The sequence below is a fragment of the Faecalicatena fissicatena genome, assembly GCF_016900595.1.
Taxonomy (GTDB): Bacteria; Bacillota; Clostridia; order Lachnospirales; family Lachnospiraceae; genus Claveliimonas; species Claveliimonas intestinigallinarum.
In genome coordinates, this window is record NZ_JACLYY010000003.1 from 95,118 (window position 1) to 120,699 (window position 25,582).

Below are 25,582 nucleotides of genomic sequence, written 5' to 3' on the forward strand. Positions count from 1 at the left end.
AAACAAGGAATATAGTTCTAATATATGCAATTCCCGCATAGATTAGGTATTGACTCTAAAAGCATCAAAATACGATCAAGAGGAAGGGAGATATTAAGACCATGTCAGATAAGATCATTGAAAACAACCAGGTAACTATTATGGGACAGATCGCGTCCGGCTTCACCTTCAGCCACACGGTGTTCGGGGAAGGCTTTTATATGGTGGATGTGCTGGTGAGGCGCCTTAGCAGCTCCAAGGACAGGATCCCGCTCATGATCTCGGAGCGCCTCCTGGACGTGACCCAGGACTACACAGGGGAGTTTATCATGGCCAGCGGACAGTTCCGGTCCTACAATCGGCACGAGGAGCAGAAGAACCGGCTGATCCTCTCTGTCTTTGTGCGGGAGATATCCTTCATCGACGAGGAGCCGGACGGGGCAAAGACGAACACCATCCTGCTGGACGGCTACATCTGCAAGCTGCCTGTCTACCGGAAGACGCCCCTGGGCAGAGAGATCGCGGATCTCCTGCTGGCCGTAAACAGGCCCTACGGGAAGTCTGACTACATTCCCTGCATCTGCTGGGGAAGGAACGCCAGGTTTGCCGCCTCCTTTGAGGTGGGCGAGCACGTGCAGGTGCTGGGGAGGATCCAGAGCAGGGAGTATGTGAAGCGGCTGTCAGAGACCGAGTCGGAGAAGCGCACGGCCTACGAGGTGTCTGTGAGCAAGCTGGAGTGCATGGACGACTGAGGGTTCCATTGACATTGGAAATGAATAATGATACACTTTTTAAAGATAAATTTTTTAAGGGCAGGAGGAAAACTATGGCTATTTTTACAGGCGCAGGAGTAGCGCTGGTTACTCCGTTTCATGAAGACGGAAGCGTGAATTTTGATAAACTGGATGAGCTGATCGACTATCATTGCGAGAACGGGACGGACAGTCTGATCATCTGCGGGACTACGGGAGAGTCATCCACTTTATCAGAAGAGGAACATATGGAGTGTATCAAATTCGCGGTGGAGCGGACGAAGCACCGCCTTCCCGTAATCGCGGGCACAGGCTCCAATGCTACATATACGACTATCGATATGTCAAAGGAGGCCGTGGAGGACGGCGTGGATGGACTGCTCATCGTGACCCCCTACTACAACAAGGCTACTCAGAACGGACTGATCGCCCACTACAAGGCCGTGGCCGCCGAGGCCAAGGCACCCATCATCATGTACAGTGTGGCCAGCCGGACAGGGCTGAACATCGCCCCGGAGACAGTGGCTACCCTGGTGAAGGAGGTTCCCAACATTGTGGGCGTGAAGGAGGCCTCCGGCAATATCAGCCAGGTGGCGAAGATCATGAGCCTGACAGACGGCAATCTCGATCTCTACTCAGGAAATGACGACCAGATCGTGCCTCTCCTCTCCCTGGGCGGAAAGGGTGTGATCTCGGTTCTGTCAAACGTGGCTCCGAGGGAGACCCACGACATCTGCGCGAAGTTTTTTGCGGGCGATGTGAAGGGGGCCTGCGAGCTGCAGGTGAAGGCCATCCCCCTCATTGAGCAGCTGTTCTGCGAGGTGAACCCCATCCCGGTGAAGAAGGCTGTGAACCTGATGGGAATGGAGTGCGGCGGACTGCGCATGCCTCTGACAGAGCTGACGCCGGAGCACGAGAAGAGCCTGGCTCAGGCCATGAGAGATTTTGGTATCAAACTTGCATAAAAAGGCGGACAGAGGCAGAAAGGCTGTCCCCTGCAGGGAAGAGCAGGGGCCTTTCTGCCTTTTCTGTCCTGCCGGCTTCTGAATCTATCTACGACTTGAACACATACACAAGGGAGGAAAACAATATGGTAAAAGTGATCATGCACGGATGCAACGGAAAAATGGGACAGGTCATCACCAGAATGGCGGCCTCTGACCCGGAACTTAAGATCGTGGCCGGAGTGGACGCAAGAGCCCAGGCTCTGAACGACTATCCGGTATTCGGGGATATCAGCGACTGCGACGCGGAGGCGGATGTGGTCATCGACTTCTCCAACGCGGCGGCTGTGGATCACCTGCTGGACTGGTGTCAGGAGAAGCAGATGCCGGTTGTCCTGTGCACTACCGGCCTGTCTGAGGAGCAGCTGAAAAAAGTGGAGGATGCGGCAAAGAGGACGGCGGTCCTCAAGTCAGCCAACATGTCCCTGGGAGTGAATCTGCTCATGAAGCTTCTGCAGGATGCGGCGAAGGTGCTGGCCCCGGAGGGCTTTGACATGGAGATCGTGGAGAGGCACCACAACCAGAAGGTGGACGCCCCCAGCGGCACCGCCATCGCCCTTGCGGACGCCCTGAACGGCGCTCTGGAGGAGGACTACGAGTACGTCTATGACAGGAGCGGCCAGAGAAAGAAGAGAGACAGCCATGAGATCGGCATATCGGCTGTACGGGGAGGCACCATCGTGGGCGAGCACGAGGTGATCTTTGCCGGGGAGGACGAGGTCATCGAGTTTAAGCACACAGCCTACTCCAAGGCCCTCTTTGCCAAGGGAGCTGTGGCTGCCGCCAAGTTCCTGGCGGGAAAGGGACCCGGCCGCTATGACATGTCGGACGTGATACAGCTGTAGCAGGGGCAGCCCCACTCTCTCACGGAGGAAATAAAATATGGAAGAACTGAAGCTGAAATATCTGGAGAGACTCTCAGACCTCTACCCCTCCATCGCCAAGGCGTCCACGGAGATCATCAACCTGCAGGCCATCCTGAACCTGCCCAAGGCCACGGAGCATTTTCTGACAGATATCCACGGGGAGTACGAGGCCTTTGCCCACGTCCTGAAAAACGGATCCGGCTCCATCCGGCGCAAGATAGGAGACGTGTTCGGCAACACCTTAAGCGCCCGGGACAAGCAGTCCCTGGCCACTCTGATCTACTATCCCAGGGAGAAGATGGACCGGATCCGGCGTGAGGAGGCGAACATGGAGGACTGGTACAGGATCACCCTTTACCGGCTCATTGAAGTGTGCAAGTGCGCCATGAGCAAATACACCCGGTCCAAGGTGCGCAAGGCCCTGCCGGAGGATTTTGCCTACGTGATCGAGGAGCTGATCACAGAGAAGCCGGACCTGCGGGACAAGGAGTTCTACTATAACGCCATCATAAGCAGCATCATTGAGACGGAGAGGGCGGAGGAGTTCATCGTGGCGCTGAGCGGCGTCATACAGAGGCTGACAGTGGACCATCTGCACATTGTGGGGGACATTTACGACAGGGGCCCGGGTCCCCACATCATCATGGACCGGCTGATGCAGCACCACTCGGTGGACATCCAGTGGGGCAATCATGATGTGCTATGGATGGGAGCCGCAGCGGGACAGAGGGGCTGCATCGCCAACGTGATCCGGATCTGCGCCAGGTATGGAAATCTGGACATACTGGAGGACGGCTACGGCATCAACCTGCTCCCCCTGGCATCCTTTGCCATGGACACCTACGGGGATGATCCCTGCGCCTGCTTTGCCCTGAAGGGGAGAGGAGGTGCTACGGCCCGTGAGCAGGAGATGGAGAGGAAGATGCACAAGGCCATCTCCATCATCCAGTTCAAGGCGGAGGGCCAGATTATCCGGAAAAATCCGGGCTTTAAGCTGGAGAAGAGAAACCTTCTGCATCAGATTGACTTTGAGGCCGGCACCATCGAGATAGAGGGCCGCACCTATGAGCTGCTGGATAAGAATTTCCCCACAGTGGACCCGGCTCACCCCTATGCCTTCTCCCAGGAGGAGGCGGATGTCATGGACCGGTTGGAGAAGGCTTTCCTGAACTGCGAGAAGCTGCAGGCCCACATGCGTTTTCTGCTGAACAAGGGCGGGCTGTACAAGGTCTACAACCAGAACCTGCTCTACCACGGGTGCGTGCCCCTGAATCAGGACGGCACTCTGAAATCGGTGCGCATTTACGGCCGGGCTTACAAGGGGAAGGCCCTCTACGAGGTGCTGGAGAGCTACGTGAGAAAGGGGTTTTTTGCTCTGGACAAAAAGGAGAGGGAGCGGGGAAAGGATATGATGTGGTATATCTGGCTCCACGAGAATTCCCCTCTCTTTGGCAAGGACAAGATGGCCACCTTTGAGCGGTATTTCCTGGCCGAGAAGGAGACCCACAGAGAGAAGAAAAATCCCTACTACGAGCTGCTGGAGGACGAGGCCGTGGTGAACCGGATCCTGCGGGAGTTCGGGCTGCCGGAGGAGGGAACCCACATCATCAACGGCCATGTGCCGGTGAAGTCCAAGGCAGGGGAGAGCCCTATCAAGTGCGGGGGCAAGGTGCTTGTCATCGACGGAGGCTTTTCCAGAGCCTACCAGAAGGAGACGGGAATTGCCGGCTACACCCTCATCTACAACTCCTACGGCCTGATCCTGGCGGCCCACGAGCCCTTTGAGTCCACGGAGGCGGCCATAGAGAAGGAGAGCGACATCCACTCGGACAGCATTGTGGTGAAGAGGACTCTGGCCCGCAAGACAGTGGGAGACACGGACATCGGCCGCAGGCTGAGGGAGCGGATTCAGGATCTGAACGAGCTCCTTGGCGCCTACCGGAGCGGCCTGATCCCGGAAAAGCTTTAAAAAAGGAAAAAATTTCCCCTGCGGGGATGTGCATAAAACAGCTTTAACTGCGGATAGTATCTAAAGAAAACAATGAAAGGGAGAAATGCTATGAAACAGTTAAAAAAAGGTATTCTTTTATTTTTATGCATGATGTCCTTCGCCTCTCTGACAGCCTGCGGCAGTGACAGCAGCGACAATGGGGCGGTGAAGCAGGAGGACGATACGATGAACGACGCCACAGACGGGACGAGAGACGAGGGCGTTCTGGACGAGGCGGGAGATGAGATTCGGGATGAGGCGGATGATATGGCCGATGAAGTCCGGGACGGCATGGAGGATATCAAGAATTAAAGACAATGAGCGAAAGAAGCCACAGGTGGATTTTTTTCTCCGCCTGTGGTATTATAATTCAGCAGATTAAAGGAGCAAAGCGTAGGCAGGAGGAAGACTATGAAATTCAGACCGTGCATCGACATACATAATGGCAAAGTGAAGCAGATCGTAGGCGGAAGCCTGCGGGACGAGAGGGATCGGGCGGAGGAGAATTTTGTCTCCGAAAGATCCGCGGCCTTCTATGCGGAGCTGTTCCGCAGGGACAACCTTAAGGGGGGACATGTGATCCTGCTCAATCCGCCCTCCTCGCCGTATTATGAGGCGGACAGGCAGCAGGCGGCCGCGGCTCTTTCAGCCTGGCCGGGAGGGCTCCAGATCGGCGGCGGCATCACCGCGGACAACGCCGCTTCTTATATAGAAGCGGGAGCCAGCCATGTCATCGTCACCTCCTATGTGTTCAAGGATGGCGAGGTACAGTGGGGCAATCTGGAAAAGCTGGCGGACGCGGCGGGAGCCGGGCATGTGGTCCTGGATGTAAGCTGCAGAAAGAAGGACGGAAAGTACTATATTGTGACGGACCGCTGGCAGAAATTTACCAAGGTGCAGCTCAGCGAGGAGATCCTCTACTGGATGAAGGAGTACTGCGATGAATTTCTCGTCCACGGCGTGGACGTGGAGGGGAAGGCTTCCGGCGTGGAGGACGCTCTGGTGGAGATGCTCTCCGCTGTCCAGGGCATCCCGATTACATATGCAGGCGGCATCAGCAGCCTGGAGGAGCTGGAGCGTTTTCGGCAGCTGAGCGGCGGGAAACTGGATTTCACCATCGGCAGCGGCCTGGATCTCTATGGCGGATCCATCCCTTACGAGGAAGTAAAAAATTACAGTGAGGCAGACCAAGCCAGGTAAAAGCAAAAATATGACAGGTCTGTGAACATTATGAACACTTTATAAACATGTTGAATTGGCCGGATGATAGTGTTAGAATGTGGAATAGAGTAATTTTTTTGGATAAGGAGTAATACCATGGGTTTAATAGAAAAAATATTCGGTACACACAGCCAGAATGAGCTGAAGCGCATCTATCCCATCGTGGATCACATCGAGGCCCTGGAGCCGGAGATGAAGCAGCTCTCTGACAGTGAACTGAAGGACAAGACGCGGGAATTCAAGGAGCGTCTCTCAAAAGGCGAGACTCTGGATGATATACTTCCGGAGGCTTTTGCTGTTGTGAGGGAGGCGGCTGCCCGCGTGCTGGGCATGCGTCACTACAGGGTACAGCTCATCGGCGGTATCATCCTCCATCAGGGGCGTATCGCGGAGATGAAGACAGGTGAAGGAAAGACTCTCGTTTCCACCCTGCCCGCCTACCTGAACGGACTGACAGGCGAGGGCGTCCATATCGTTACAGTCAACGACTATCTGGCAAAGCGTGACGCGGAGTGGATGGGACAGGTGCATGAGTTCCTGGGACTGACTGTGGGTGTTGTCCTCAACGGCATGGACAATGATGAGAGGAGAGCCGCCTACGCCTGCGACATCACTTACGTGACAAACAACGAGCTGGGATTTGACTACCTCCGTGACAATATGGTGATCTACAAGGAGCAGCTGGTGCAGAGAGGACTGAAGTTCGCCATCATCGACGAGGTGGACTCCGTGCTCATCGACGAGGCCCGTACTCCGCTGATCATCTCCGGCCAGAGCGGCAAGTCCACAAAGCTCTACGAGGCCTGCGATATTCTGGCCCGCCAGCTGGAAAAGGGCGAGGCCAGCGGAGAGTTCTCCAAGATCAACGCCCTCATGGGAGAGGAGATCGAGGAGACGGGAGACTTTATCGTCAATGAGAAGGAGAAGAACGTCAACCTGACGGAGGAGGGCGTCAAGAAGGTGGAGAAATTCTTCCACATCGAGAACCTGGCAGACCCGGAGAACCTGGAGATTCAGCACAATATCATCCTGGCCCTGCGGGCCCACTATCTCATGTTCCGCGATCAGGACTACGTGGTGAAGGACGACGAGGTGCTCATCGTGGATGAGTTTACGGGCCGTATCATGCCCGGACGCCGTTACTCTGACGGCCTCCACCAGGCCATTGAGGCCAAGGAGCACGTGAAGGTGAAGAGGGAGAGCAAGACCCTGGCCACCATCACCTTCCAGAACCTGTTTAATAAATACGCGAAGAAGAGCGGTATGACCGGTACCGCCCTGACCGAGGAGAAGGAGTTCCGCGAGATCTACGGTATGGACGTTGTGGAAATCCCCACCAACATGCCGGTGATCCGTGTGGATATGGAGGATGCCGTCTACAAGACACAGAGGGAAAAATTCCGGGCTGTCTGCGATGAGGTGGAGCGGGCCCACGCGAAGGGCCAGCCGGTCCTTGTGGGAACTATCACCATCGAGGTGTCCGAGCATCTGAGCAGCATGCTGAAGAAGCGGGGCATCAAGCACAATGTGCTGAATGCCAAGTACCATGAGCTGGAGGCAGAGATCGTGGCCCAGGCGGGACAGCACGGGGCTGTCACCATCGCCACCAACATGGCCGGCCGTGGTACGGATATCAAGCTGGATGACGAGGCCAGAGCGGCCGGTGGACTGAAGATCATCGGCACAGAGCGGCATGAGTCCCGCCGTATCGACAATCAGCTCCGGGGACGTTCCGGACGTCAGGGAGACCCGGGTGAGTCCAGATTCTACATCTCCCTGGAGGACGACCTGATGCGCCTGTTCGGCTCCGAGCGCCTGATGAACGTGTTCAACGCACTGGGTGTGGAGGACGGAGAGCAGATCGAGCACAAGATGCTCTCCAGCGCCATCGAGAAGGCCCAGGAGAAGATCGAGAGCAACAACTTCGGTATCCGTAAGAACCTGCTGGAGTATGACCAGGTTATGAACGAGCAGAGGGAGATCATCTACGAGGAGAGGCGCAAGGTCCTGGACGGGGAGAGCATGCGCGACTCCATCTACCATATGATCAACGAGTATGTGGAGAACCTGGTTGACACAGAGATCTCCGCGGATCTTGATCCGGAGGAGTGGAACCTGACAGAGCTGAACGTGACGCTGAAGAACACCATCCCCATGATCGAGGCCGTCACCCCCGACGATGTGAAGAAGATGGACCAGAAGAAGCTGAAGCACTTCCTGAAGGAGAAGGCTGTCAAGGCCTACGAGATGAAGGAGTCGGAGTTCCCGGAGCCGGAGCATTTAAGAGAGGTGGAGCGGGTTGTTCTCCTGAAGGTGATCGATGCCAAGTGGATGGACCATATCGACGATATGGATCAGCTTCGCCAGGGTATCGGACTGCAGGCCTACGGCCAGCGTGACCCGAAGGTGGAGTACAAGATGCTTGGCTACGAGATGTTCGACGAGATGACGAAGGCCATCACCGCCGATACCATCCGCACCCTGTTCCACATCAAGATCGAGCAGAAGGTGGAGAGAGAGCAGGTTGCCAAGGTGACCGGAACCAACAAGGACGATACATCTGTGAGAGCTCCCAAGAAGAGGGCGGAGAAGAAGATCTATCCAAACGATCCCTGCCCCTGCGGAAGCGGAAAGAAATACAAACAGTGCTGCGGGCGCAAGCAGAGTGCATAGGCAGCAGGAAATAGAACATAATGAAAGAGGTGAAGGATAAGTGGTCGTACTGGATCAGTATAAAAGTGAACTGAGTGCCTACGAGGAGCCTCTTGCCGGAATGAGGGATTCACTTTGACGTCCCTGGCAAGGAGAAAAGGGTAGAGGAGCTGGAGCGAAAGATCGAGGAGCCCGGCTTTTGGGATGACACGGAGAAGTCCCAGCACGTGATGAAGGAGCTTAAGGACCTGAAGGACCTGCTGGACACGGTGGAAGGACTGAAGAGGGCTTACGAGGATATAGAGGTTCTCATCGAGATGGCGGAGGAGGAAAACGACGAGTCTGTCCTCCCGGAGATCGCGTCGGAGCTGCAGCAGTTCACGGAGAGCTTTGAGGCTCTCCGCATACAGACGCTGCTGTCGGGCGAGTATGATGGGTGTAATGCCATTGTCACCCTTCACGCGGGAGAGGGAGGCACGGAGTCCTGCGACTGGACCGGCATGCTCTACCGGATGTATACCCGGTGGGCGGAGAAAAAGGGGTACAGCATCCAGGTACTGGACTATCTGGACGGAGACATCGCGGGCATCAAGAACGTCACCTTTGAGGTGAACGGCATGAACGCCTACGGGTATCTGAAGTCCGAGAAGGGAGTCCACCGCCTTGTGCGCATTTCCCCCTTCAACGCGGCGGGAAAGAGACAGACCTCTTTTGCCTCCTGCGATGTCATACCGGACATGGAGGACAATGTGGGGGACATCGAAATCCCCGATGATGAGCTGAAGATCGATACCTACCGGGCCAGCGGGGCGGGCGGGCAGCACGTCAATAAGACGTCGTCGGCCATCCGCATTACCCACCTGCCCACAGGGATTGTGGTGCAGTGCCAGAATGAGAGATCCCAGCACCACAATAAGGAGAAGGCTATGCAGATGCTGAAGGCCAAGCTGAAGCTGCTGAAGGAGCAGGAGCAGGCGGAGAAGGTATCTGATATCCGGGGCGAGGTGAAGGAGATTGGATTTGGCAATCAGATCCGGTCCTACGTCATGCAGCCCTACACACTGGTGAAGGACCGCCGGACAGGGGAGGAGAGCGCCAACGTCTCCGCCGTACTGGACGGGGATCTGGATCCGTTTATGAACGCATACTTAAAGGCACAGCAGTAAAAGGGAGGAATTATGGTAAAGATAGCAGTACTTGGTTATGGAACAGTGGGATCCGGTGTGGTGGAAGTGCTCCGGACTAACCAGAAGGTCATAGACGAGAGGCTGGGAGAGGAGCTGCGCATTAAATATGTGCTGGATCTGCGGGATTTCCCGGATGACCCGGTGCAGGAGCTCATCACCCATGACTTTGAGGATATTGTGAATGACGACGAAGTGAAGATCGTGGTGGAGGTTATGGGCGGCATTGAGCCCGCATATACATTTGTGAAGCGCTCCCTGGAGGCAGGGAAGAGCGTGGCCACCTCCAACAAGGCCCTGGTGGCAAAGCACGGCGCGGAGCTTCTGAGGACGGCAAAGGAGAAGAATGTGAACTTCCTCTTCGAGGCCAGCGTGGGCGGCGGTATTCCCATCCTGCGTCCCCTCCACTCATCCCTCACCGGGGATGTGATCGAGGAGATCACAGGTATCCTCAACGGGACTACCAACTATATGATGACAAAGATGTTCTACGAGGGTGCTGACTATGACGAGGTGCTGGAAGAGGCCCAGGATAACGGGTTTGCCGAGCGCAATCCGGAGGCGGATGTGGAGGGCTATGACGCCTGCCGCAAGATTGCTATCCTCTCCTCCATCATCTCCGGAAAGCAGGTGGATTTCGAGGATATCTACTGCGAGGGCATCACAAAGATCACGGCGGAGGATATGAAGTACGCCAAGGCCATGGGTATGACTATCAAGCTTTTGGCCACCTGCAAGAGGGACGGCGGGAAGCTGAACGCCATGGTGGCTCCCTGTCTACTGCGGGCGGAGCATCCCCTCTTTTCCGTCAACGGCGTGTTCAACTCCATCTTTGTCCACGGCAACATGCTGGGGGACGCCATGTTCTACGGAAGCGGTGCCGGCAAGCTGCCTACAGCCAGCGCTGTGGTGGGCGATATTGTGGAGGAGGCCCGCAATCTGGACCGCAACCTGGGCGTGATGTGGAGCAGCGAGAAGCTGACCCTGGAGGACCGCAGAGACGTGGAACGCCGGTTCTTTGTCCGGGTGAAGGGAGACAGAGAGGAGCTGCAGGAGCAGGTGGCAGCGGTCTTCGGCATGGTTCAGTTCGTCCAGGCGGAGGGCCTGTCCGGCGAGTTCGGCTTTGTGACGGAGGAGATGCCGGAGGGAAGCTACGAGGAAAAGGCAGAGCGGTTTGGCGGGCAGATCCTTGGCATGATCCGGGTGGAGGAATAGAAAGGAAGGCGCGATGAAATATATAGTTGTTCTTGGAGACGGAATGGCCGGCTGGCCCCTGGAGGAGCTGGGCGGGAGGACGACCCTGGAGGCGGCCTCCACCCCTGCCATGGACCGGCTTGCCAGGGAGGCGGAGATCGGGACGGCCTCCATGGTGCCGGAGGATATGGCGCCGGGAAGCGACACGGCCAATCTGTCCGTCATGGGGTATGACCCGAAGATCTACTACACAGGCCGCTCCCCGCTGGAGGCTCTCAGCATCGGCGTGGATATGGCGGACGACGACGTGTCCTTCCGCTGCAACCTGGTGACCCTGTCCGAGGAGGAGGACTCCTACGAAGACAGACATATGGTGGATCACAGCTCAAGCGAGATCTCCACGGAGGATGCGGGCGTCCTTCTGGAGGCCCTGAAGCAGGGACTGGCCAGGGAGGGCTATGCTTTTTACAGGGGAACGAGCTACCGCCATCTCCTCGTGTGGAGCCACGGGAAGGTGACAGAGCTGACGCCCCCTCACGATATACTGACAAAGCGGGTGGGAGACTATCTGCCCCAGGATCCGGTGCTGCGGGAGATGATGGAGAAGAGCTATGAGATCCTGTCCGCTCACCCTCTGAATATAGAGCGGAAGAAAAGGGGACTGCACCCGGCGAACTCCGCCTGGTTCTGGGGGGCCGGAACCCGACCTGCCCTCACCTCCTTTGAGGAGAGGACGGGAAAGCGGGGCGTCATGATCTCAGCTGTGGACCTTCTGAAGGGCCTGGCCGTGGGAGCTGACATGGACCGCGTCCTCGTGGAGGGAGCCAACGGCGGTCTTGACACCAACTACGAGGGAAAGGCGGACGCGGCGGTAAAGGCCCTTCTGGAGGACGGATACGATTTTGCCTACGTTCATGTGGAGGCACCGGATGAGATGGGCCACCAGGGCAGCGCATCAGATAAGATCAAAGCTATCGAGTATCTGGACGCCAGAGTCATAGGGCGCATCACCGGCGGACTGGACGCGGCAGGTGAGGATTACCGGATCATGGTGCTGCCGGACCATCCCACACCCATCCAGGTGCGGACCCACACAAAGGATCCGGTTCCCTACATGATCTACGACAGCCGCAGGCCCTTTGAGGGCAGCGTTCATACATACGGGGAGAGCGCTGCCAGGCGCAGCGGTCTTGCCTGGCCGGAAGGGTTCCGGCTCATAGACCATCTGCTGGAGCTGGATGAAAGATAAAGGAAAGAGAGAAGAGAAGATGCTGATTGTAAAGAAATTCGGCGGGACTTCCGTCGCTGACAAGGACAGGATCTACAATGTGGCCCAGCGCTGCATTGAGGATTACAGGGAGGGACACGACGTGGTGGTGGTGCTATCTGCCATGGGAGATACCACGGATGACCTGATCTCCCTCGCAAGATCCATCAATCCTGAGCCGAAAAAGAGAGAGCTGGATATGCTCATGACAACGGGAGAGCAGGTATCAGTTGCGCTGATGGCCATGGCTATGGACGCCATGCACGTGCCGGCGGTCTCCCTGAACGCCTTTCAGGTGAAGATGAACTCCACCTCCCGCTACGGCAATGCCAGATTTAAGTCCATTGACACTAAGAGAATCCGCCATGAGCTGGACTCCCGGAAGATCGTCATTGTCACCGGGTTCCAGGGAGTGAACAAGTACGAGGATATCACCACTCTGGGAAGAGGTGGCTCTGACACCACAGCGGTGGCCCTGGCGGCTGTCCTCCATGCGGACAAATGCGAGATCTACACAGATGTGGACGGAGTCTACACGGCGGATCCGCGGGTTGTGAAGACTGCCAGAAAGCTGGACGCCATCACCTACGATGAGATGCTGGAGCTGGCCACGCTGGGAGCGAAGGTACTGCACAACCGGTCTGTGGAGATGGCCAAAAAATACGGGGTTGAGCTGGTGGTCAGATCCAGCCTGAACCGCAGCGAAGGAACGATTATCAAGGAGAAAGTAAAGATGGAAAAAATGTTAATTACAGGCGTTGCAGCCGACAAAAATACAGCCAGGATCTCTGTCATCGGTGTGGAGGATAAACCGGGCATCGCCTTCAGGATCTTCAACACGCTCGCCGCAAACAATATCAACGTGGATATCATCCTCCAGTCTGTAGGAAGAGAGGGGACAAAGGACATCTCCTTTACAGTGGCCGAAGATGAGCTGAAGCGGGCGCTGGAAATCCTGGAAGAGCACAAGGAGGCTCTGACGATCCAGGAGATTACATACAATGCAAAGGTGGCAAAGATCTCTGTTGTGGGAGCCGGCATGATGAGCAATCCGGGTGTGGCTGCCAAGATGTTTGAGTCTCTCTACAATTCACGTATCAACATCAACATGATCTCCACATCAGAGATCCGCATCACAGTGCTGATCGACGAGAAGGATATTGACGAGGCCATGAACGCAGTGCACGAGGGCTTCGCCCTCGCCCTTGTAGAGTAGAGCAGGGGCGGATCAGGGATTTTTAAAGAAAATACGGGAAAGACTGAAGAATTTCTCTCTTTCCGAGGGTGGGAGAACGCGGAGTTTAGTGATAAATTCCGCTTCTTCTTTTGTCAGACAGAACAGGCACATATCCTCTTCGTATCCGCTCCCCTTTTCGCCGTAGGGCGGCTGCTCCTCCATGACTATGGCGTTCCCGGCATACCTGGTCGGAAAGGCGGACAGATCCACGCCCAGGAGTACATCCACAGAGACGTGGTAGAGGGCGGAGAGGCGCAGAAGAGTATCCAGGCCGGGTGTCCGCTTCGCGGCCTCGTAGTTGGAGTAGGCCTGCCTGGATATGTTCAGAAGAACAGCCAGGTCATCCTGGGTCCTGCCGGTCATGGTCCGCAGAAATTTTAGATTGTTGGCAAGATACTGGATGCTGGCCATTGCTGTACCTCCGTCGTTTTTTTGTAACACATAGTATAGCAATTAACCAGATCCGTGGATCCTTATGCAACGAAACGTAGCTGAAACGACAATAAAAGCAACAGATTGTTGCGGAAAATCAGATCTGACTTAAGGTGCTGTTGTGATAGAGGGCGGAGAAGGTCACATCTTCCCCGAACCAGTCCGGCGGGCAGAAGTCCTCTGCCATCTCCCGGGTGGGAAACTCCACCTCCGCCAGCACAAGAGGCGCCAGGTCTCCTTTGAAGACATCCAGCTCGATAAAGAGGCCCTCCTCCAGGGGGATCACATGGCGGACCTTCTCGATGAGACGGCCGTCGATCTTTGCCTTCAGATGCTCGTAAGCCTCACGTGTCAGGGGAAGGTTGTACTCCTCCCGCTCCATCAGGCCCTTGGATTTGTAGGTGAGTATATAGTCGTCATTGTCCCTGCGGATGCGGACCACAGGGGCGGTGCAGAGATACCCCTGTTCGATGACGCGGGTTTTCTGTATGTCCAGGCCGGAGGGGATCTCCGGGATCAGATATTTGCGCTCGATTTCCATAATCAATACGATCTCCTTTCCTTGGCGGCGCCCGGTGGGCGCTCCGCTCTTATACTAATATAAGATAGCGTAAAAAACGAAAAATGTAAATGAATTGCTTTTTGAGAGGCAGTCTGCTACTATAACAATATGGAAAAAAGAGGAGGAATTGCAATGAAAAAAGCAGCAGTGTTACTTGCAGATGGTTTTGAAGAGATTGAGGCGCTCACGGCAGTGGACCTGCTCAGGCGCGCGAGGATATATGTGGACACTGTCTCCATATCGGACGACTACATGGTGGCGGGCTCCCACGGCATCAATGTGCAGACGGAGGATCTGTTCGATGAGGTGAATTTTGACGAATTTGACATGCTGGTCCTTCCCGGAGGCATGCCGGGCACCACGAACCTGGAGGCTCACCCGGGCGTGAAGCAGGTAGTGAGGGCCTTCTGCGAGGGCGGAAAGTATGTGGGCGCCATCTGCGCGGCACCCAGTATTCTGGGGAATATGGGCCTTTTAAAAGGAAAGCGGGCCATCTGCTACCCATCCTTTGAGGAGAAGCTCTCCGGCGCCGTGCTGGTGAAGGCGCCTGTAGTCCAGGACGGCAATATCATCACGAGCCGGGGAATGGGAACAGCCATTGACTTCGGACTGAAGCTGGTGGAGGTTCTGTCCGACAAGCTGAAGGCGGACGAGGTGGCGGAGTCCATTATTTATCTGAAATAAAGCTGGCTATTTTTACACGTTTGTGTTATACTCTTTAAATGAGTGTATGCAGAATTGCCTGCCTTGCATACTTTTCTGGGAAGAGGCGCTTTGTGAGGGCCCACGGCAGGTTAGAAACAGGAGGAATATTTTCATGAGTTTACAGGTAGAGAAATTAGAGAAAAACATGGCAAAGCTGACCATCGAGGTTTCTGCTGAAGAACTTGAGAAAGCGCTTCAGACCGCATACAACAGACAGAAATCCAAGATCAGCATCCCGGGCTTCCGCAAGGGAAAGGTACCGCGCCAGATGATCGAGAAAATGTACGGAGCTGAGATCTTTTACGATGACGCTGCAAACGCGCTGATCCCGAAGGCATATTCCGATGCCTACGACGAGTGCGAGCTGGAGATTGCCTCCCAGCCGAAGATCGACATCGTTCAGATCGAGAAGGGCAAGCCGTTTATCTTTACAGCAGAGGTTGCTGTGAAACCGGAAGTGACACTTGGTGAGTACAAGGGACTGAAGGTTGACAAGGTCTCCAACCGCGTGACACAGAAGGAGATCGACGCAAAGCTTCAGGAGGAGGCTGAGAAGAACGCGAGAACTATCACAGTTGAGGACCGTCCGGTACAGGATGGAGACGAGGTGATCCTGGACTTTGAGGGATTCGTTGACGGCGAGGCCTTCGAGGGAGGAAAGGGAGAGAACTATCCGCTGACCATTGGTTCCGGTTCCTTTATCCCGGGATTTGAGGAGCAGCTTATCGGCGTGAATTCCGGCGAGGAGAAGGAAGTAAAGGTTACCTTCCCGGAGGATTACCACGCAGAGGATCTGAAGGGGAAAGAGGCTGTGTTCAAGTGCACCATCCATGAGATCAAGGCGAAGGAGCTGCCGGAGATCGACGACGAGTTCGCGGCAGAGGTTTCCGAGTTTGACACATTAGATGAATACAAGGCAGACATCAAGGCAAAGATCAAGGAGCAGAAGGAGTCTGAGGGCAAGACAAAGCAGGAGAACCAGGCAGTGGAGCAGGCTATCGCCAATGCCACAATGGAGATCCCGGACGCCATGATCGACACCCAGGCAAGACAGATGCTGGACGACTTTGCCAGAAGGATGCAGCAGCAGGGCCTGACTATGGAGCAGTACTGCCAGTTCACAGGACAGACAACAGACAAGATGCTTGAGGATTTGAAGCCCCAGGCTGTGAACCGCATCCAGACACGCCTTGTCCTGGAGGCTATCGCAAAGGCTGAGAACATTGAGATCAGCGATGAGAAGCTGGACGAGGAGATTAACAAGATGGCCGAGATGTACAAGATGGAGGCTGACAAGCTGAAAGAGTACATGGGCGAGGAAGAGAAAAAACAGATGAAAGAGGACATGGCTGTACAGGAGGCAGTAACCTTCCTGGTGGAGAACGCCGTTACAGAGTAAGTGGACAGCCGTGGCATATAGACAGGAGGAATTTGCATGAGTTTAGTACCTTATGTCATTGAACAGACCAGCCGTGGAGAGCGCTCCTACGACATTTATTCCAGACTTTTAAAGGACAGGATCATTTTCCTTGGAGAGGAAGTGACAGACGTGTCCGCAAGCGTTGTTGTGGCACAGCTTATGTTCCTGGAGGCTGAGGATCCGGAGAAGGATATCCATCTCTACATCAACAGCCCGGGCGGATCTGTCACAGCGGGAATGGCAATTTACGATACCATGCAGTATATTAAATGTGATGTGTGCACATACTGTATCGGTATGGCGGCAAGCATGGGATCCTTCCTCCTTGCCGGGGGAGCAAAGGGCAAGAGGTTTGCCCTGCCACATTCAGAGATCATGATCCATCAGCCCTCCGGCGGAGCACAGGGACAGGCGACGGAAATCCAGATAGCAGCCCAGCATATCCAGAAGACAAAGGATACCCTGAACAGGATCCTTGCACAGAACACAGGGCAGCCGCTGGAGGTCATCTGTGCCGATACGGACCGCGATAATTTTATGTCGGCTGAAGAGGCCAAGGCATACGGATTAGTGGATGAAATTATATCAAGCCGTAAATAAGACCGGGGGCGGGCGTACCGGGAGAATAACCTCCTGGTATGCCGGTCCTTCGTTTGTGTTCAAGGACCGGAGCGATTTCGGGAGTATCCTCCGGTCACTTGAAAATTGATAAGATGAGGTGAGAGTATGGCAGGAAGAAATGACGACCAGATCAGATGCTCGTTCTGCAACAAGCCCCAGTCACAGGTTCGAAAGCTGATTGCAGGACCGGGAGGCGTGTACATCTGCGATGAGTGCATTGACGTGTGCGCCGAGATCATGGAAGAAGAATTTGAATATGAAAATACCAGAAATATCAATCCCTTTGACGATATCAATCTGCTGAAGCCGGAGGAGATCAAAGCCTTCCTGGACGACTATGTCATCGGCCAGGAGGAGGCGAAGAAGGTATTGTCTGTTGCAGTATATAATCACTATAAACGGATCATGGCCCAGAAGGACCTGGGGGTGGAGCTGAAGAAGAGCAACATCCTCATGCTGGGGCCCACGGGCTGCGGCAAGACGCTGCTGGCCCAGACGCTGGCCAAGATCCTCAACGTGCCCTTTGCCATCGCGGACGCCACAGCCCTGACAGAGGCGGGCTATGTGGGCGAGGATGTGGAGAACATCCTGCTGAAGATCATCCAGGCCGCTGACGGGGATATCGAGAGAGCCGAGTACGGCATCATCTATATTGACGAGATCGACAAGATCACAAGGAAGTCAGAAAATCCCTCTATCACCAGGGATGTGTCCGGCGAGGGTGTGCAGCAGGCGCTCCTGAAGATCATTGAGGGCACTGTGGCAAATGTGCCTCCCCAGGGAGGGAGAAAGCATCCGCACCAGGAGCTGATCCAGATAGACACCACCAACATCCTGTTTATCTGCGGCGGAGCCTTTGAGGGACTGGAGAAGATCATTGAGAAGAGGATCGATCAGAAGTCCATTGGCTTTAATGCGGAGATCGCTGCAGGACATGAGGACGACATTGACCGGCTCTTAAAGCAGGTGCTTCCCCAGGATCTGGTGAAGTTCGGGCTGATCCCTGAGCTGGTGGGACGTCTTCCGGTGACGGTATCGCTGGAGATGCTGGACCGGGATGCCCTGATCCGCATCCTGACGGAGCCAAAGAGCGCTATTGTCAAGCAGTACCAGAAGATGCTGGAGCTGGACGGCGTGGAGCTGACCTTTGACCAGGATGCCCTGGAGGCTATTGCAGACACATCGCTGAAGAGGAAGACCGGTGCCAGAGGGCTCCGGGCCATTATGGAAAATATTATGATGGATACCATGTATCATGCCCCATCTGACGAGACGCTGAAGACATGCCGCATCACGAAATCCGTGGTGAACGGCACAGGCAAGCCGATCTGCGGACATGATGATCTGAGAATTGAAAGTGCTTAAAAGTGCGTGAACGGGGCGGGTGCAAGAGTGATTGCGCCCGCTTTTTGCAATGCACTGTGAAAATATACAGGACAGGAGAAGACGAAATGACGGATAGAGAAATAATGAGCCTCCCCATGGTGGCCCTGCGGGGGATGACGGTGATGCCTGAGATGGTGACCCATTTTGACGTCAGCAGGGAGCGCTCCATTGAGGCCATCGAGGAGGCCATGCAGGAGGAAGGCCAGAAGATTTTCCTGACGGCCCAGAGAGATATAGAAGTGGAGGAACCGACGGCGGCGGACCTGTACGAGGTGGGGACGATCGCTTCCATCCGGCAGGTCATCAAGCTGCCCAGGAACCTTCTTCGGGTCCTGATCTCCGGGGAGGAGAGGGCGGTCATCCGGCGAGTGGAGTTTGAGACGCCCTACATGCGTGCCGAGGTGAGCCCCCTGCCGGACAGCGGGGAGGAGCCGCTGGAGGCTGCGGCGGACCAGGTGAGCCAGGAGGCTATGACGAGGGGCCTGAAGGAGATCTACGCGGAGTACGCAGGCCGTCTGCCCAAGTATCCCAAGGATATGCTGAAGCAGGTGCAGGAGTACACGGAGCTGGCCAAGGTGGTGAACTGGATCGCTGCCAACGTGCCCCTGGAGCAGAAGGACCTGCAGGAGCTCCTGGAGGAGACGGATCTTCTGAAGCGCTACCAGCTGCTGGCCTTCAAGCTGGTGAACGAGATGCAGATCATGAACATCAAGGAGGAGATCCAGACCAAGGTCCGGGAGAGGGTGGACCAGAACCAGCGGGAGTACATCCTGCGGGAGCAGCTAAAGCTCATCCGGGAGGAGCTGGGGGAGGAGAACACCATCTCCGATGCCGAGGAGTTCCAGGCCGCGGCGGACAGACTGCAGGCCTCCGACGAGGTGAAGGAGAAGCTGCAAAAGGAGATAGGACGCTTCAAGAGCACCCTGAACAGCCCGGCGGAGAACGGCGTGATCCGGACCTACATCGAGACCATGCTGGAGATGCCCTGGGACAAGGCTGTGGAGGACCACAGGGACATAGCCTACGCCAGGCAGGTGCTGGAGGAGGACCACTACGGACTGGAGCAGGTGAAGGAGAGAGTGCTGGAGTTCCTGGCTGTGCGGGCCCTGACGAGAAAGGGAGAAAGCCCCATCCTCTGCCTGGTGGGACCTCCGGGAACGGGGAAAACCTCCATCGCCAGATCCCTGGCCCGGGCGCTGAAGAAGCCCTACGTGCGCATCTCCCTGGGAGGCGTGCGGGACGAGGCGGAGATCAGAGGCCACAGGAAGACCTACGTGGGAGCCATGCCGGGGCGCATCGCGGCGGGCATCCGCAGCGCCGGGGTGAAAAATCCCCTCATGCTGCTGGACGAGATTGACAAGGTGAGCAACGACTACAAGGGGGACACCTTTTCCGCCCTTCTGGAGGTGCTGGACAGCGAGCAGAACTACCGCTTCCGGGACCACTACCTGGAGGTGCCACTGGATCTTTCCGAGGTCCTCTTTGTGACCACCGCCAACACCCTGCAGACCATCCCCAGGCCCCTTTTGGACCGGATGGAGGTCATCGAGGTGTCCAGCTACACGGAGAACGAGAAGCTCCACATCGCCATGGAGCACCTGATCCCCAAGCAGCTTGAGCGCCACGGCCTGAAGCCGGAGCAGCTCTCTATCAGCCGCGGGGCTGTCTGGAGGATGGCCCGGAACTACACAAAGGAAGCGGGCGTGCGCCAGCTTGAGAGGGAGATCGGAAACATCTGCCGGAAGGCGGCCAGAGAGATCCTGGAGGGGAAGAAGGAAAAGGTCCGTGTAACCGAGAGCAATCTGCACAAATATCTGGGCAACGAGAAATATACATACCAGAAGGCCAACCTGACGGATGAGGTGGGCATCGTGCGGGGACTCGCCTGGACCAGTGTGGGCGGCGACACCCTGCAGATCGAGGTCAACGTGATGCCCGGGAAGGGTGAGCTGATCCTGACAGGACAGCTGGGGGACGTGATGAAGGAGTCCGCCCGCACCGGCATCAGCTACATCCGTTCCGTGGGGAGCCGGTATGGCATTGCGGAGGATTTCTTTGAGAACCATGACATCCACATCCACATTCCCGAGGGCGCGGTTCCCAAGGACGGCCCCTCCGCCGGCATCACCATGGCCACGGCCATGCTCTCCGCAGTTACAGGACGGAAGGTCCGGGCGGATGTGGCTATGACAGGGGAGATCACCCTGCGGGGAAGAGTCCTGCCCATCGGCGGACTGAAGGAAAAGCTGCTGGCGGCCGGAAGCGCAGGTATGAAGACGGTTCTTGTGCCCAAGGAGAACGAAAAAGACGTGGCAGAGCTCTCCGCGGAAATCACAAAGGGGCTGAAGATCATCCCTGTGTCCCACATGGAGCAGGTGCTTGAGGAAGCGTTTGTAAAAGAAGAGTAAACAGAGGAATAAAGCTATGATCATAAAAAATATTAATCTGGAAACCGTGTGCGGCATCACAAGCAGACTGCCGGAAAACGACAAGCCGGAGATCGCGTTTGCGGGGAAGTCCAATGTGGGTAAATCCTCCCTCATCAACGCCCTCATGAACCGGAAGTCCTACGCCAGGATATCGGCCACGCCGGGAAAGACTCAGACTATCAATTTTTACAACATCAACGATGAGATGTATCTGGTAGACCTGCCGGGATACGGCTACGCGAAGGTGTCCCAGCAGGAGAAGGAAAAATGGGGGAAGATGATCGAGAGATACCTCCACGGCTCAAAGCAGCTGCGGGCAGTGTTTCTCCTTATCGACATCCGCCACGAGCCGTCGGCCAACGACAAGATGATGTACGACTGGGTGGTGAGCCAGGGCTATAACCCTATCATCATCGCCACCAAGCTGGACAAGCTGAAGAGAAGCCAGGTGGACAAGCATGTGAAAATGCTCCGGCAGGGGCTGAAGCTGGTGCCCGGTACAAGGATCATCCCATTCTCATCGGTGACGAAACAGGGGAGAGACGAGATCTGGGAGCTCGTGGAGACAGAATTCCTGGACAGGGGAAAAGAAGAATAAATGCTAAGAGAGGTGGAGAAAAATGGGGACAAATGAAGGGGACGCCGTGAAGGACAACAGGCCCTACTGGAAGGTGATCGTCAGCCTGGCCTTCAGCCTGATCGGGACAATTTTGTTTATCTATGTGGGCGTGAGGGCGCTGTTCTATTTCATGCCCTTTGTGATCGGATGGTTTCTGTCTTTTATCGCCAGCCCCCTTGTAGTATGGCTGGAGAAAAGGCTGAAGATCGTCAAGAAGCTGGGCTCCGCCATCATCATCATCGTGGTGCTGGCGGCCTGTATCGGCCTGATCTATTTTGCCATCAGCAGGATATGGGGAGAAATCAGCTCCCTCATCCAGGATTTCCCGTCCATGTACAGGGATCTTGAGAGAGGCTTCCGTCAGATCGGGGAGAGGACCTCCCAGCTCTCCCAGCTGCTTCCGGACAATGTGCAGGAGGGACTGGATGCGGTGGCTGCCAACCTGGATGAGACCATGAGCGGCATCATCAGTACTATAAGTGAACCCACTGTGGAGGCGGCGGGCAACTTTGCCAAGCGTATCCCTTCCATCCTGATCTCCTTCATTGTCACAATCATCTCCGCCTATTTCTTTATTGCTGACAGAGAGAGCATTATCGTCTGGGCGAAAAAGATTTTCCCGGATCCCATTGTGGAGCGGATGACTATGGTGACGGACAACCTGAAATATGCGGTGGGCGGGTATTTCAAGGCGCAGCTCAAGATCATGGCAGTAGTGTTTGCGATCCTGCTGGTGGGATTTGGGATCATGGGCGTACATTTTTCCATCCTGCTGGCCATCGGTATCGCCTTCCTGGATTTCCTGCCCTTCTTCGGGACAGGCACCGCACTTCTTCCCTGGGCTCTCTATGAGCTCCTGACAGGCGACTACCGCAGGGTGGTGGCTCTGGCTGTGCTCTACGCTGTGACTCAGATCGTGCGGCAGCTGATCCAGCCAAAGCTGGTGGGGGACAGCATGGGTATGAATCCCCTCTTCACCCTGGTGCTGCTATACGCCGGATATCGGGCCGGCGGCATCCTGTGGATGATCCTGGCGGTGCCCATCGGCCTTCTTGTGGTCAACCTTTACAAGGCGGGAGCCTTTGACTATATCCTGGACGATGTGAAGATCCTGGCAGACGGGATCCTGAGCCTGAGGTGCCAGGAGCCGGCAGACGGCGGGACGAACGAGGGATCCGAGAATGTGGACGGAAAATAAAAATGAGAATGCTTTTCGAAAAAAGCTGAAAAAGGTATTGCAATACACCGTACCGGGGTATATAATAACACTGAAAATACCAATAGGGGGTATAAAGGCAGCATTTGAAGAAAGTAGGTGACCCTGGTAATGAAAAAAGAAAAATATAACGTAACCGGCATGACCTGTGCAGCCTGCCAGGCAAATGTGACCCGGTGCGTGCAGAAATTAGAGGGCGTGGAGGACGTGAACGTGAGCCTCCTGGCGAATCAAATGACAGTGGACTATGATGAGACGAAGCTGGACAGCGTGGCTATCGTCCATGCTGTCGAGGGGATTGGCTACGGAGCCTCCCCTGCGGACGCTGTCCCTGACGAGAAGGGCGGAGGCTTCCGCAGCGAATGGGAGACCCGCCAGAGCAGAGCCCAGGAGGAGCGCCGCAGCATGAAGGTGCGGCTGATATCCTCCGTCATCCTGCTGGTTCCTCTGATGTACGTGGCCATGGGCCCCATGATAGGACTTCCCGTGCCCGGCATCCTGACCGGCATGGAGAACGCCATGATCTCGGCCCTGACACAGCTCATCCTGACTGTGCCTATCCTTGTGCTGAACCGGAAATTCTACAAGGTGGGGCTGAAGGCGCTTATAAAGCGGGCTCCCAACATGGACTCCCTTGTGGCCATCGGCTCAGGGGCTTCCCTGATATACGGCCTCTTTGCCATGTACCGCATGGCCTGGGGCTTTGGACACCAGGACATGGCTGTGGTCCACGAGTACGCCCACGCCCTGTATTTTGAGTCCTCCGCTACGATCCTGACCCTTGTGACAGTGGGAAAATACCTGGAGGCAAGATCCAAGTCAAAGACCTCCGACGCCCTCGGGAAGCTGGTGGACTTAGCGCCCAAGACAGCGATTATTATAAAGAATGGCCAGGAGGTGACTGTGCCTGCGGAGCAGGTGGCAGCCGGAGACATCGTGGTCATTAAGCCCGGCGGCAGCATCCCCGTGGACGGTGTCGTGACAGAGGGCGCCGGGTACGTGGACCAGGCGGCCATCACCGGGGAGAGCATCCCGGTGGAGAAGCTGCCCGGGGATACAGTCATCTCGGCTACGATCAACAAAAACGGGACCTTTCGGTTCCGTGCGTCCAAGGTGGGAGAGGACACTACTCTCTCCCAGATCATCCGCCTTGTGGACGAGGCTGGCAACTCAAAGGCGCCCATCGCCAGGCTGGCGGATAAGGTCAGCGGCGTCTTCGTGCCGGTGGTCATCTGCATTGCCATCCTGACAGCCATTGTGTGGATCGCGGCGGGGCAGGACTTTGAGTTTGCCCTCTCAAACGCCATCGCGGTGCTCGTCATTTCCTGTCCCTGTGCCCTTGGCCTTGCCACTCCGGTGGCCATCATGGTGGGAACCGGAAAGGCGGCGGAGTACGGCATCCTTATCAAGTCGGCGGAGAGCCTGGAAAATCTCCACTCCATCGACACGGTTATCCTGGATAAGACCGGCACTATCACGTCCGGACACCCGGAGGTGACGGACATAGAAGTCCTGGATCCATCCATGAGCCGAGAGGAATTCCTGGCCCAGGCAGCTGCCCTGGAGGCGGGGAGCGAGCATCCCCTGGCCCAGGCAGTGGTGGAGAAGGCGAGAGGAGACGGCGTATCCCAGTCAAAGGCAGAGGATTTCCAGGCCCGGACAGGTCGGGGCGTATCAGCCCTTATCTCCGGAAAGGCATGGCTGGCCGGCAACCTGGCCTTCATGAAAGAGGAGAAGGCAGTGGCATCCCCGGAAGAAGAGGCTTCCGTGCAGGAGCGGATGGAGCGGTACGCTTCACAGGGCAAGACGCCCCTTCTCTTTTCACGTGACGGGCAGGCGGCCGGCATCATCGCAGTGGCCGACACAGTCCGAGAGACCAGCCGGGAGGCCATCCGGAGGTTCAAAGAGATGGGCCTTACGGTGGTCATGCTGACAGGGGACAACAAGGTGACGGCGGAGGCTATCCGGAAGGAGCTGGACATCGCCGAGGCCGTGTCCGACGTGCTCCCCACAGAGAAGGAGGCCTGCGTCCGCTCCTGGCAGGAGAAGGGACATAAGGTAGCCATGGTGGGGGACGGCATCAACGACGCCCCGGCTCTCACAAGGGCGGATATCGGCATCGCCATCGGAGCGGGTACGGACATTGCCATCGAGTCGGCGGATGTGGTGCTGATGAAGGACTCCCTCCAGGACGTGGTGACAGCCATCGAGCTGAGCAGAGCGGTTATAAGGAATATCCATATGAACCTGTTCTGGGCGTTCTTCTACAATATCCTCGGCATCCCTGTGGCGGCGGGAGCTCTGTTCCCGGCCTTCGGCCTGCGTTTAAGCCCCATGATCGGCTCCGCGGCCATGAGCCTCTCCTCCGTGTGCGTAGTGACCAACGCACTGCGGCTGCGGTTCTTCAAGCCGGCCCTGACAGGCCGGACAGACGGACCGAAGGCAAGGGCAGAAGACGGAGAGAAGGCAGGCCATATGACAGCGAACATTCCGGAGGACTCCGGTTTGGACAGTAAAAATGAGCAAAGTGACGAGAAAGGAATGGTAACGATGAAAAAGACACTGGTAGTAGAAGGTATGATGTGTGAGCACTGCAAGATGCACGTGGAGAAGGCTCTGGCGGGAGTGGCAGGCGTGGACAGCGCCCAGGTGGATCTGGAGAAAAAGACAGCCACTGTCTCCATGACAGAGGACGTGGCTGACCAGGTGCTGATGGACGCGGTCAAAGAGGCCGGATATGAGCCGGTGAGCTGCACAGCACAGTAGAGAGACGACCCGCTGAACGCTGACAAGGCAGAAGAATAAAAATCAGACGGCGCAGACCCTTTCGTGAGGGAAGGCTGCGC

Annotated in this window: 21 protein-coding genes; 19 read left to right on the plus strand and 2 right to left on the minus strand. The window is 56.2% G+C overall.

What is annotated here, in order from left to right; translation table 11 throughout:
- Positions 1-101: 101 nt before the first annotated feature.
- The 11 genes from H7U36_RS04185 (at position 102) to H7U36_RS04235 (ending at position 13,325) form a co-directional block, all read left to right on the plus strand.
- The gene (locus tag H7U36_RS04185) at positions 102-731 is read left to right on the plus strand and encodes a single-stranded DNA-binding protein (RefSeq protein ID WP_033125088.1); all 630 of its coding nucleotides are present in this window, start codon (positions 102-104) and stop codon (positions 729-731) included.
- A 74-nt stretch (positions 732-805) separates the two neighbouring features.
- Positions 806-1,696 (plus strand): 4-hydroxy-tetrahydrodipicolinate synthase, encoded by an 891-nt coding sequence (gene dapA / locus H7U36_RS04190; protein ID WP_033125089.1) that lies wholly within the window; start codon positions 806-808, stop codon positions 1,694-1,696.
- A gap of 125 nt (positions 1,697-1,821) precedes the next feature.
- On the plus strand, positions 1,822-2,580 hold the full coding sequence (gene dapB / locus H7U36_RS04195) for a 4-hydroxy-tetrahydrodipicolinate reductase (RefSeq protein WP_033125090.1): 759 nt from the start codon (positions 1,822-1,824) through the stop codon (positions 2,578-2,580).
- Positions 2,581-2,617: 37 nt separating this feature from the next.
- Positions 2,618-4,570: a fructose-1,6-bisphosphatase gene (locus H7U36_RS04200; RefSeq protein ID WP_205155741.1), complete on the plus strand. Its 1,953-nt coding sequence runs from the start codon at positions 2,618-2,620 to the stop codon at positions 4,568-4,570.
- A gap of 90 nt (positions 4,571-4,660) precedes the next feature.
- Positions 4,661-4,903, plus strand: a complete 243-nt coding sequence (locus H7U36_RS04205; protein ID WP_191493195.1) for a hypothetical protein — start codon at positions 4,661-4,663, stop codon at positions 4,901-4,903.
- Between the two features lie 99 nt (positions 4,904-5,002).
- Positions 5,003-5,791 (plus strand): phosphoribosylformimino-5-aminoimidazole carboxamide ribotide isomerase, encoded by a 789-nt coding sequence (gene hisA / locus H7U36_RS04210; protein WP_191493196.1) that lies wholly within the window; start codon positions 5,003-5,005, stop codon positions 5,789-5,791.
- A 117-nt stretch (positions 5,792-5,908) separates the two neighbouring features.
- Complete coding sequence (gene secA, locus H7U36_RS04215; protein ID WP_033125093.1) at positions 5,909-8,485, plus strand: preprotein translocase subunit SecA; 2,577 nt, start codon at positions 5,909-5,911, stop codon at positions 8,483-8,485.
- 40 nt (positions 8,486-8,525) lie between these two features.
- Positions 8,526-9,630, plus strand: a protein-coding gene (prfB, locus tag H7U36_RS04220) for a peptide chain release factor 2 (protein ID WP_138303505.1) whose coding sequence is annotated in 2 segments (ribosomal slippage) — positions 8,526-8,600 and positions 8,602-9,630 — 1,104 coding nt in all. Because the reading frame shifts where the segments join, the coding sequence is not laid out codon by codon here.
- A gap of 12 nt (positions 9,631-9,642) precedes the next feature.
- Positions 9,643-10,863: a homoserine dehydrogenase gene (locus tag H7U36_RS04225; protein WP_191493198.1), complete on the plus strand. Its 1,221-nt coding sequence runs from the start codon at positions 9,643-9,645 to the stop codon at positions 10,861-10,863.
- A 13-nt stretch (positions 10,864-10,876) separates the two neighbouring features.
- Positions 10,877-12,091, plus strand: a complete 1,215-nt coding sequence (locus tag H7U36_RS04230) for a cofactor-independent phosphoglycerate mutase (RefSeq protein ID WP_033125096.1) — start codon at positions 10,877-10,879, stop codon at positions 12,089-12,091.
- Between the two features lie 19 nt (positions 12,092-12,110).
- Positions 12,111-13,325, plus strand: coding sequence for an aspartate kinase (locus H7U36_RS04235; protein ID WP_033125116.1), 1,215 nt, complete (start codon positions 12,111-12,113; stop codon positions 13,323-13,325).
- Between the two features lie 12 nt (positions 13,326-13,337).
- On the opposite strand, the gene H7U36_RS04240 is transcribed toward H7U36_RS04235, so the two are convergent.
- Positions 13,338-13,757: a helix-turn-helix transcriptional regulator gene (locus tag H7U36_RS04240; RefSeq protein WP_052083942.1), complete on the minus strand. Its 420-nt coding sequence runs from the start codon at positions 13,755-13,757 to the stop codon at positions 13,338-13,340.
- Between the two features lie 118 nt (positions 13,758-13,875).
- Positions 13,876-14,319, minus strand: coding sequence for a CYTH domain-containing protein (locus tag H7U36_RS04245; RefSeq protein WP_033125097.1), 444 nt, complete (start codon positions 14,317-14,319; stop codon positions 13,876-13,878).
- A 153-nt stretch (positions 14,320-14,472) separates the two neighbouring features.
- On the opposite strand from H7U36_RS04245, the gene H7U36_RS04250 reads away from it, so the two are divergent.
- The 8 genes from H7U36_RS04250 to H7U36_RS04285 all read left to right on the plus strand — a co-directional run bounded on the left by H7U36_RS04250 (position 14,473) and on the right by H7U36_RS04285 (position 25,502).
- Entirely contained in the window at positions 14,473-15,024 is a 552-nt protein-coding gene (locus tag H7U36_RS04250) for a DJ-1 family glyoxalase III (protein ID WP_033125098.1), read from the plus strand.
- Positions 15,025-15,157: 133 nt separating this feature from the next.
- On the plus strand, positions 15,158-16,444 hold the full coding sequence (gene tig, locus H7U36_RS04255) for a trigger factor (RefSeq protein ID WP_033125099.1): 1,287 nt from the start codon (positions 15,158-15,160) through the stop codon (positions 16,442-16,444).
- Positions 16,445-16,480: 36 nt separating this feature from the next.
- On the plus strand, positions 16,481-17,065 hold the full coding sequence (gene clpP, locus H7U36_RS04260) for an ATP-dependent Clp endopeptidase proteolytic subunit ClpP (RefSeq protein ID WP_033125100.1): 585 nt from the start codon (positions 16,481-16,483) through the stop codon (positions 17,063-17,065).
- Between the two features lie 126 nt (positions 17,066-17,191).
- Entirely contained in the window at positions 17,192-18,451 is a 1,260-nt protein-coding gene (clpX, locus tag H7U36_RS04265) for an ATP-dependent Clp protease ATP-binding subunit ClpX (RefSeq protein WP_033125101.1), read from the plus strand.
- A gap of 86 nt (positions 18,452-18,537) precedes the next feature.
- Positions 18,538-20,880 (plus strand): endopeptidase La, encoded by a 2,343-nt coding sequence (lon, locus tag H7U36_RS04270; RefSeq protein WP_191428239.1) that lies wholly within the window; start codon positions 18,538-18,540, stop codon positions 20,878-20,880.
- A 16-nt stretch (positions 20,881-20,896) separates the two neighbouring features.
- Entirely contained in the window at positions 20,897-21,499 is a 603-nt protein-coding gene (yihA, locus tag H7U36_RS04275) for a ribosome biogenesis GTP-binding protein YihA/YsxC (RefSeq protein ID WP_033125103.1), read from the plus strand.
- Positions 21,500-21,521: 22 nt separating this feature from the next.
- The gene (gene ytvI, locus H7U36_RS04280; protein WP_191428238.1) at positions 21,522-22,718 is read left to right on the plus strand and encodes a sporulation integral membrane protein YtvI; all 1,197 of its coding nucleotides are present in this window, start codon (positions 21,522-21,524) and stop codon (positions 22,716-22,718) included.
- Between the two features lie 129 nt (positions 22,719-22,847).
- The gene (locus tag H7U36_RS04285; RefSeq protein WP_205155742.1) at positions 22,848-25,502 is read left to right on the plus strand and encodes a heavy metal translocating P-type ATPase; all 2,655 of its coding nucleotides are present in this window, start codon (positions 22,848-22,850) and stop codon (positions 25,500-25,502) included.
- Positions 25,503-25,582 lie beyond the last annotated feature (80 nt).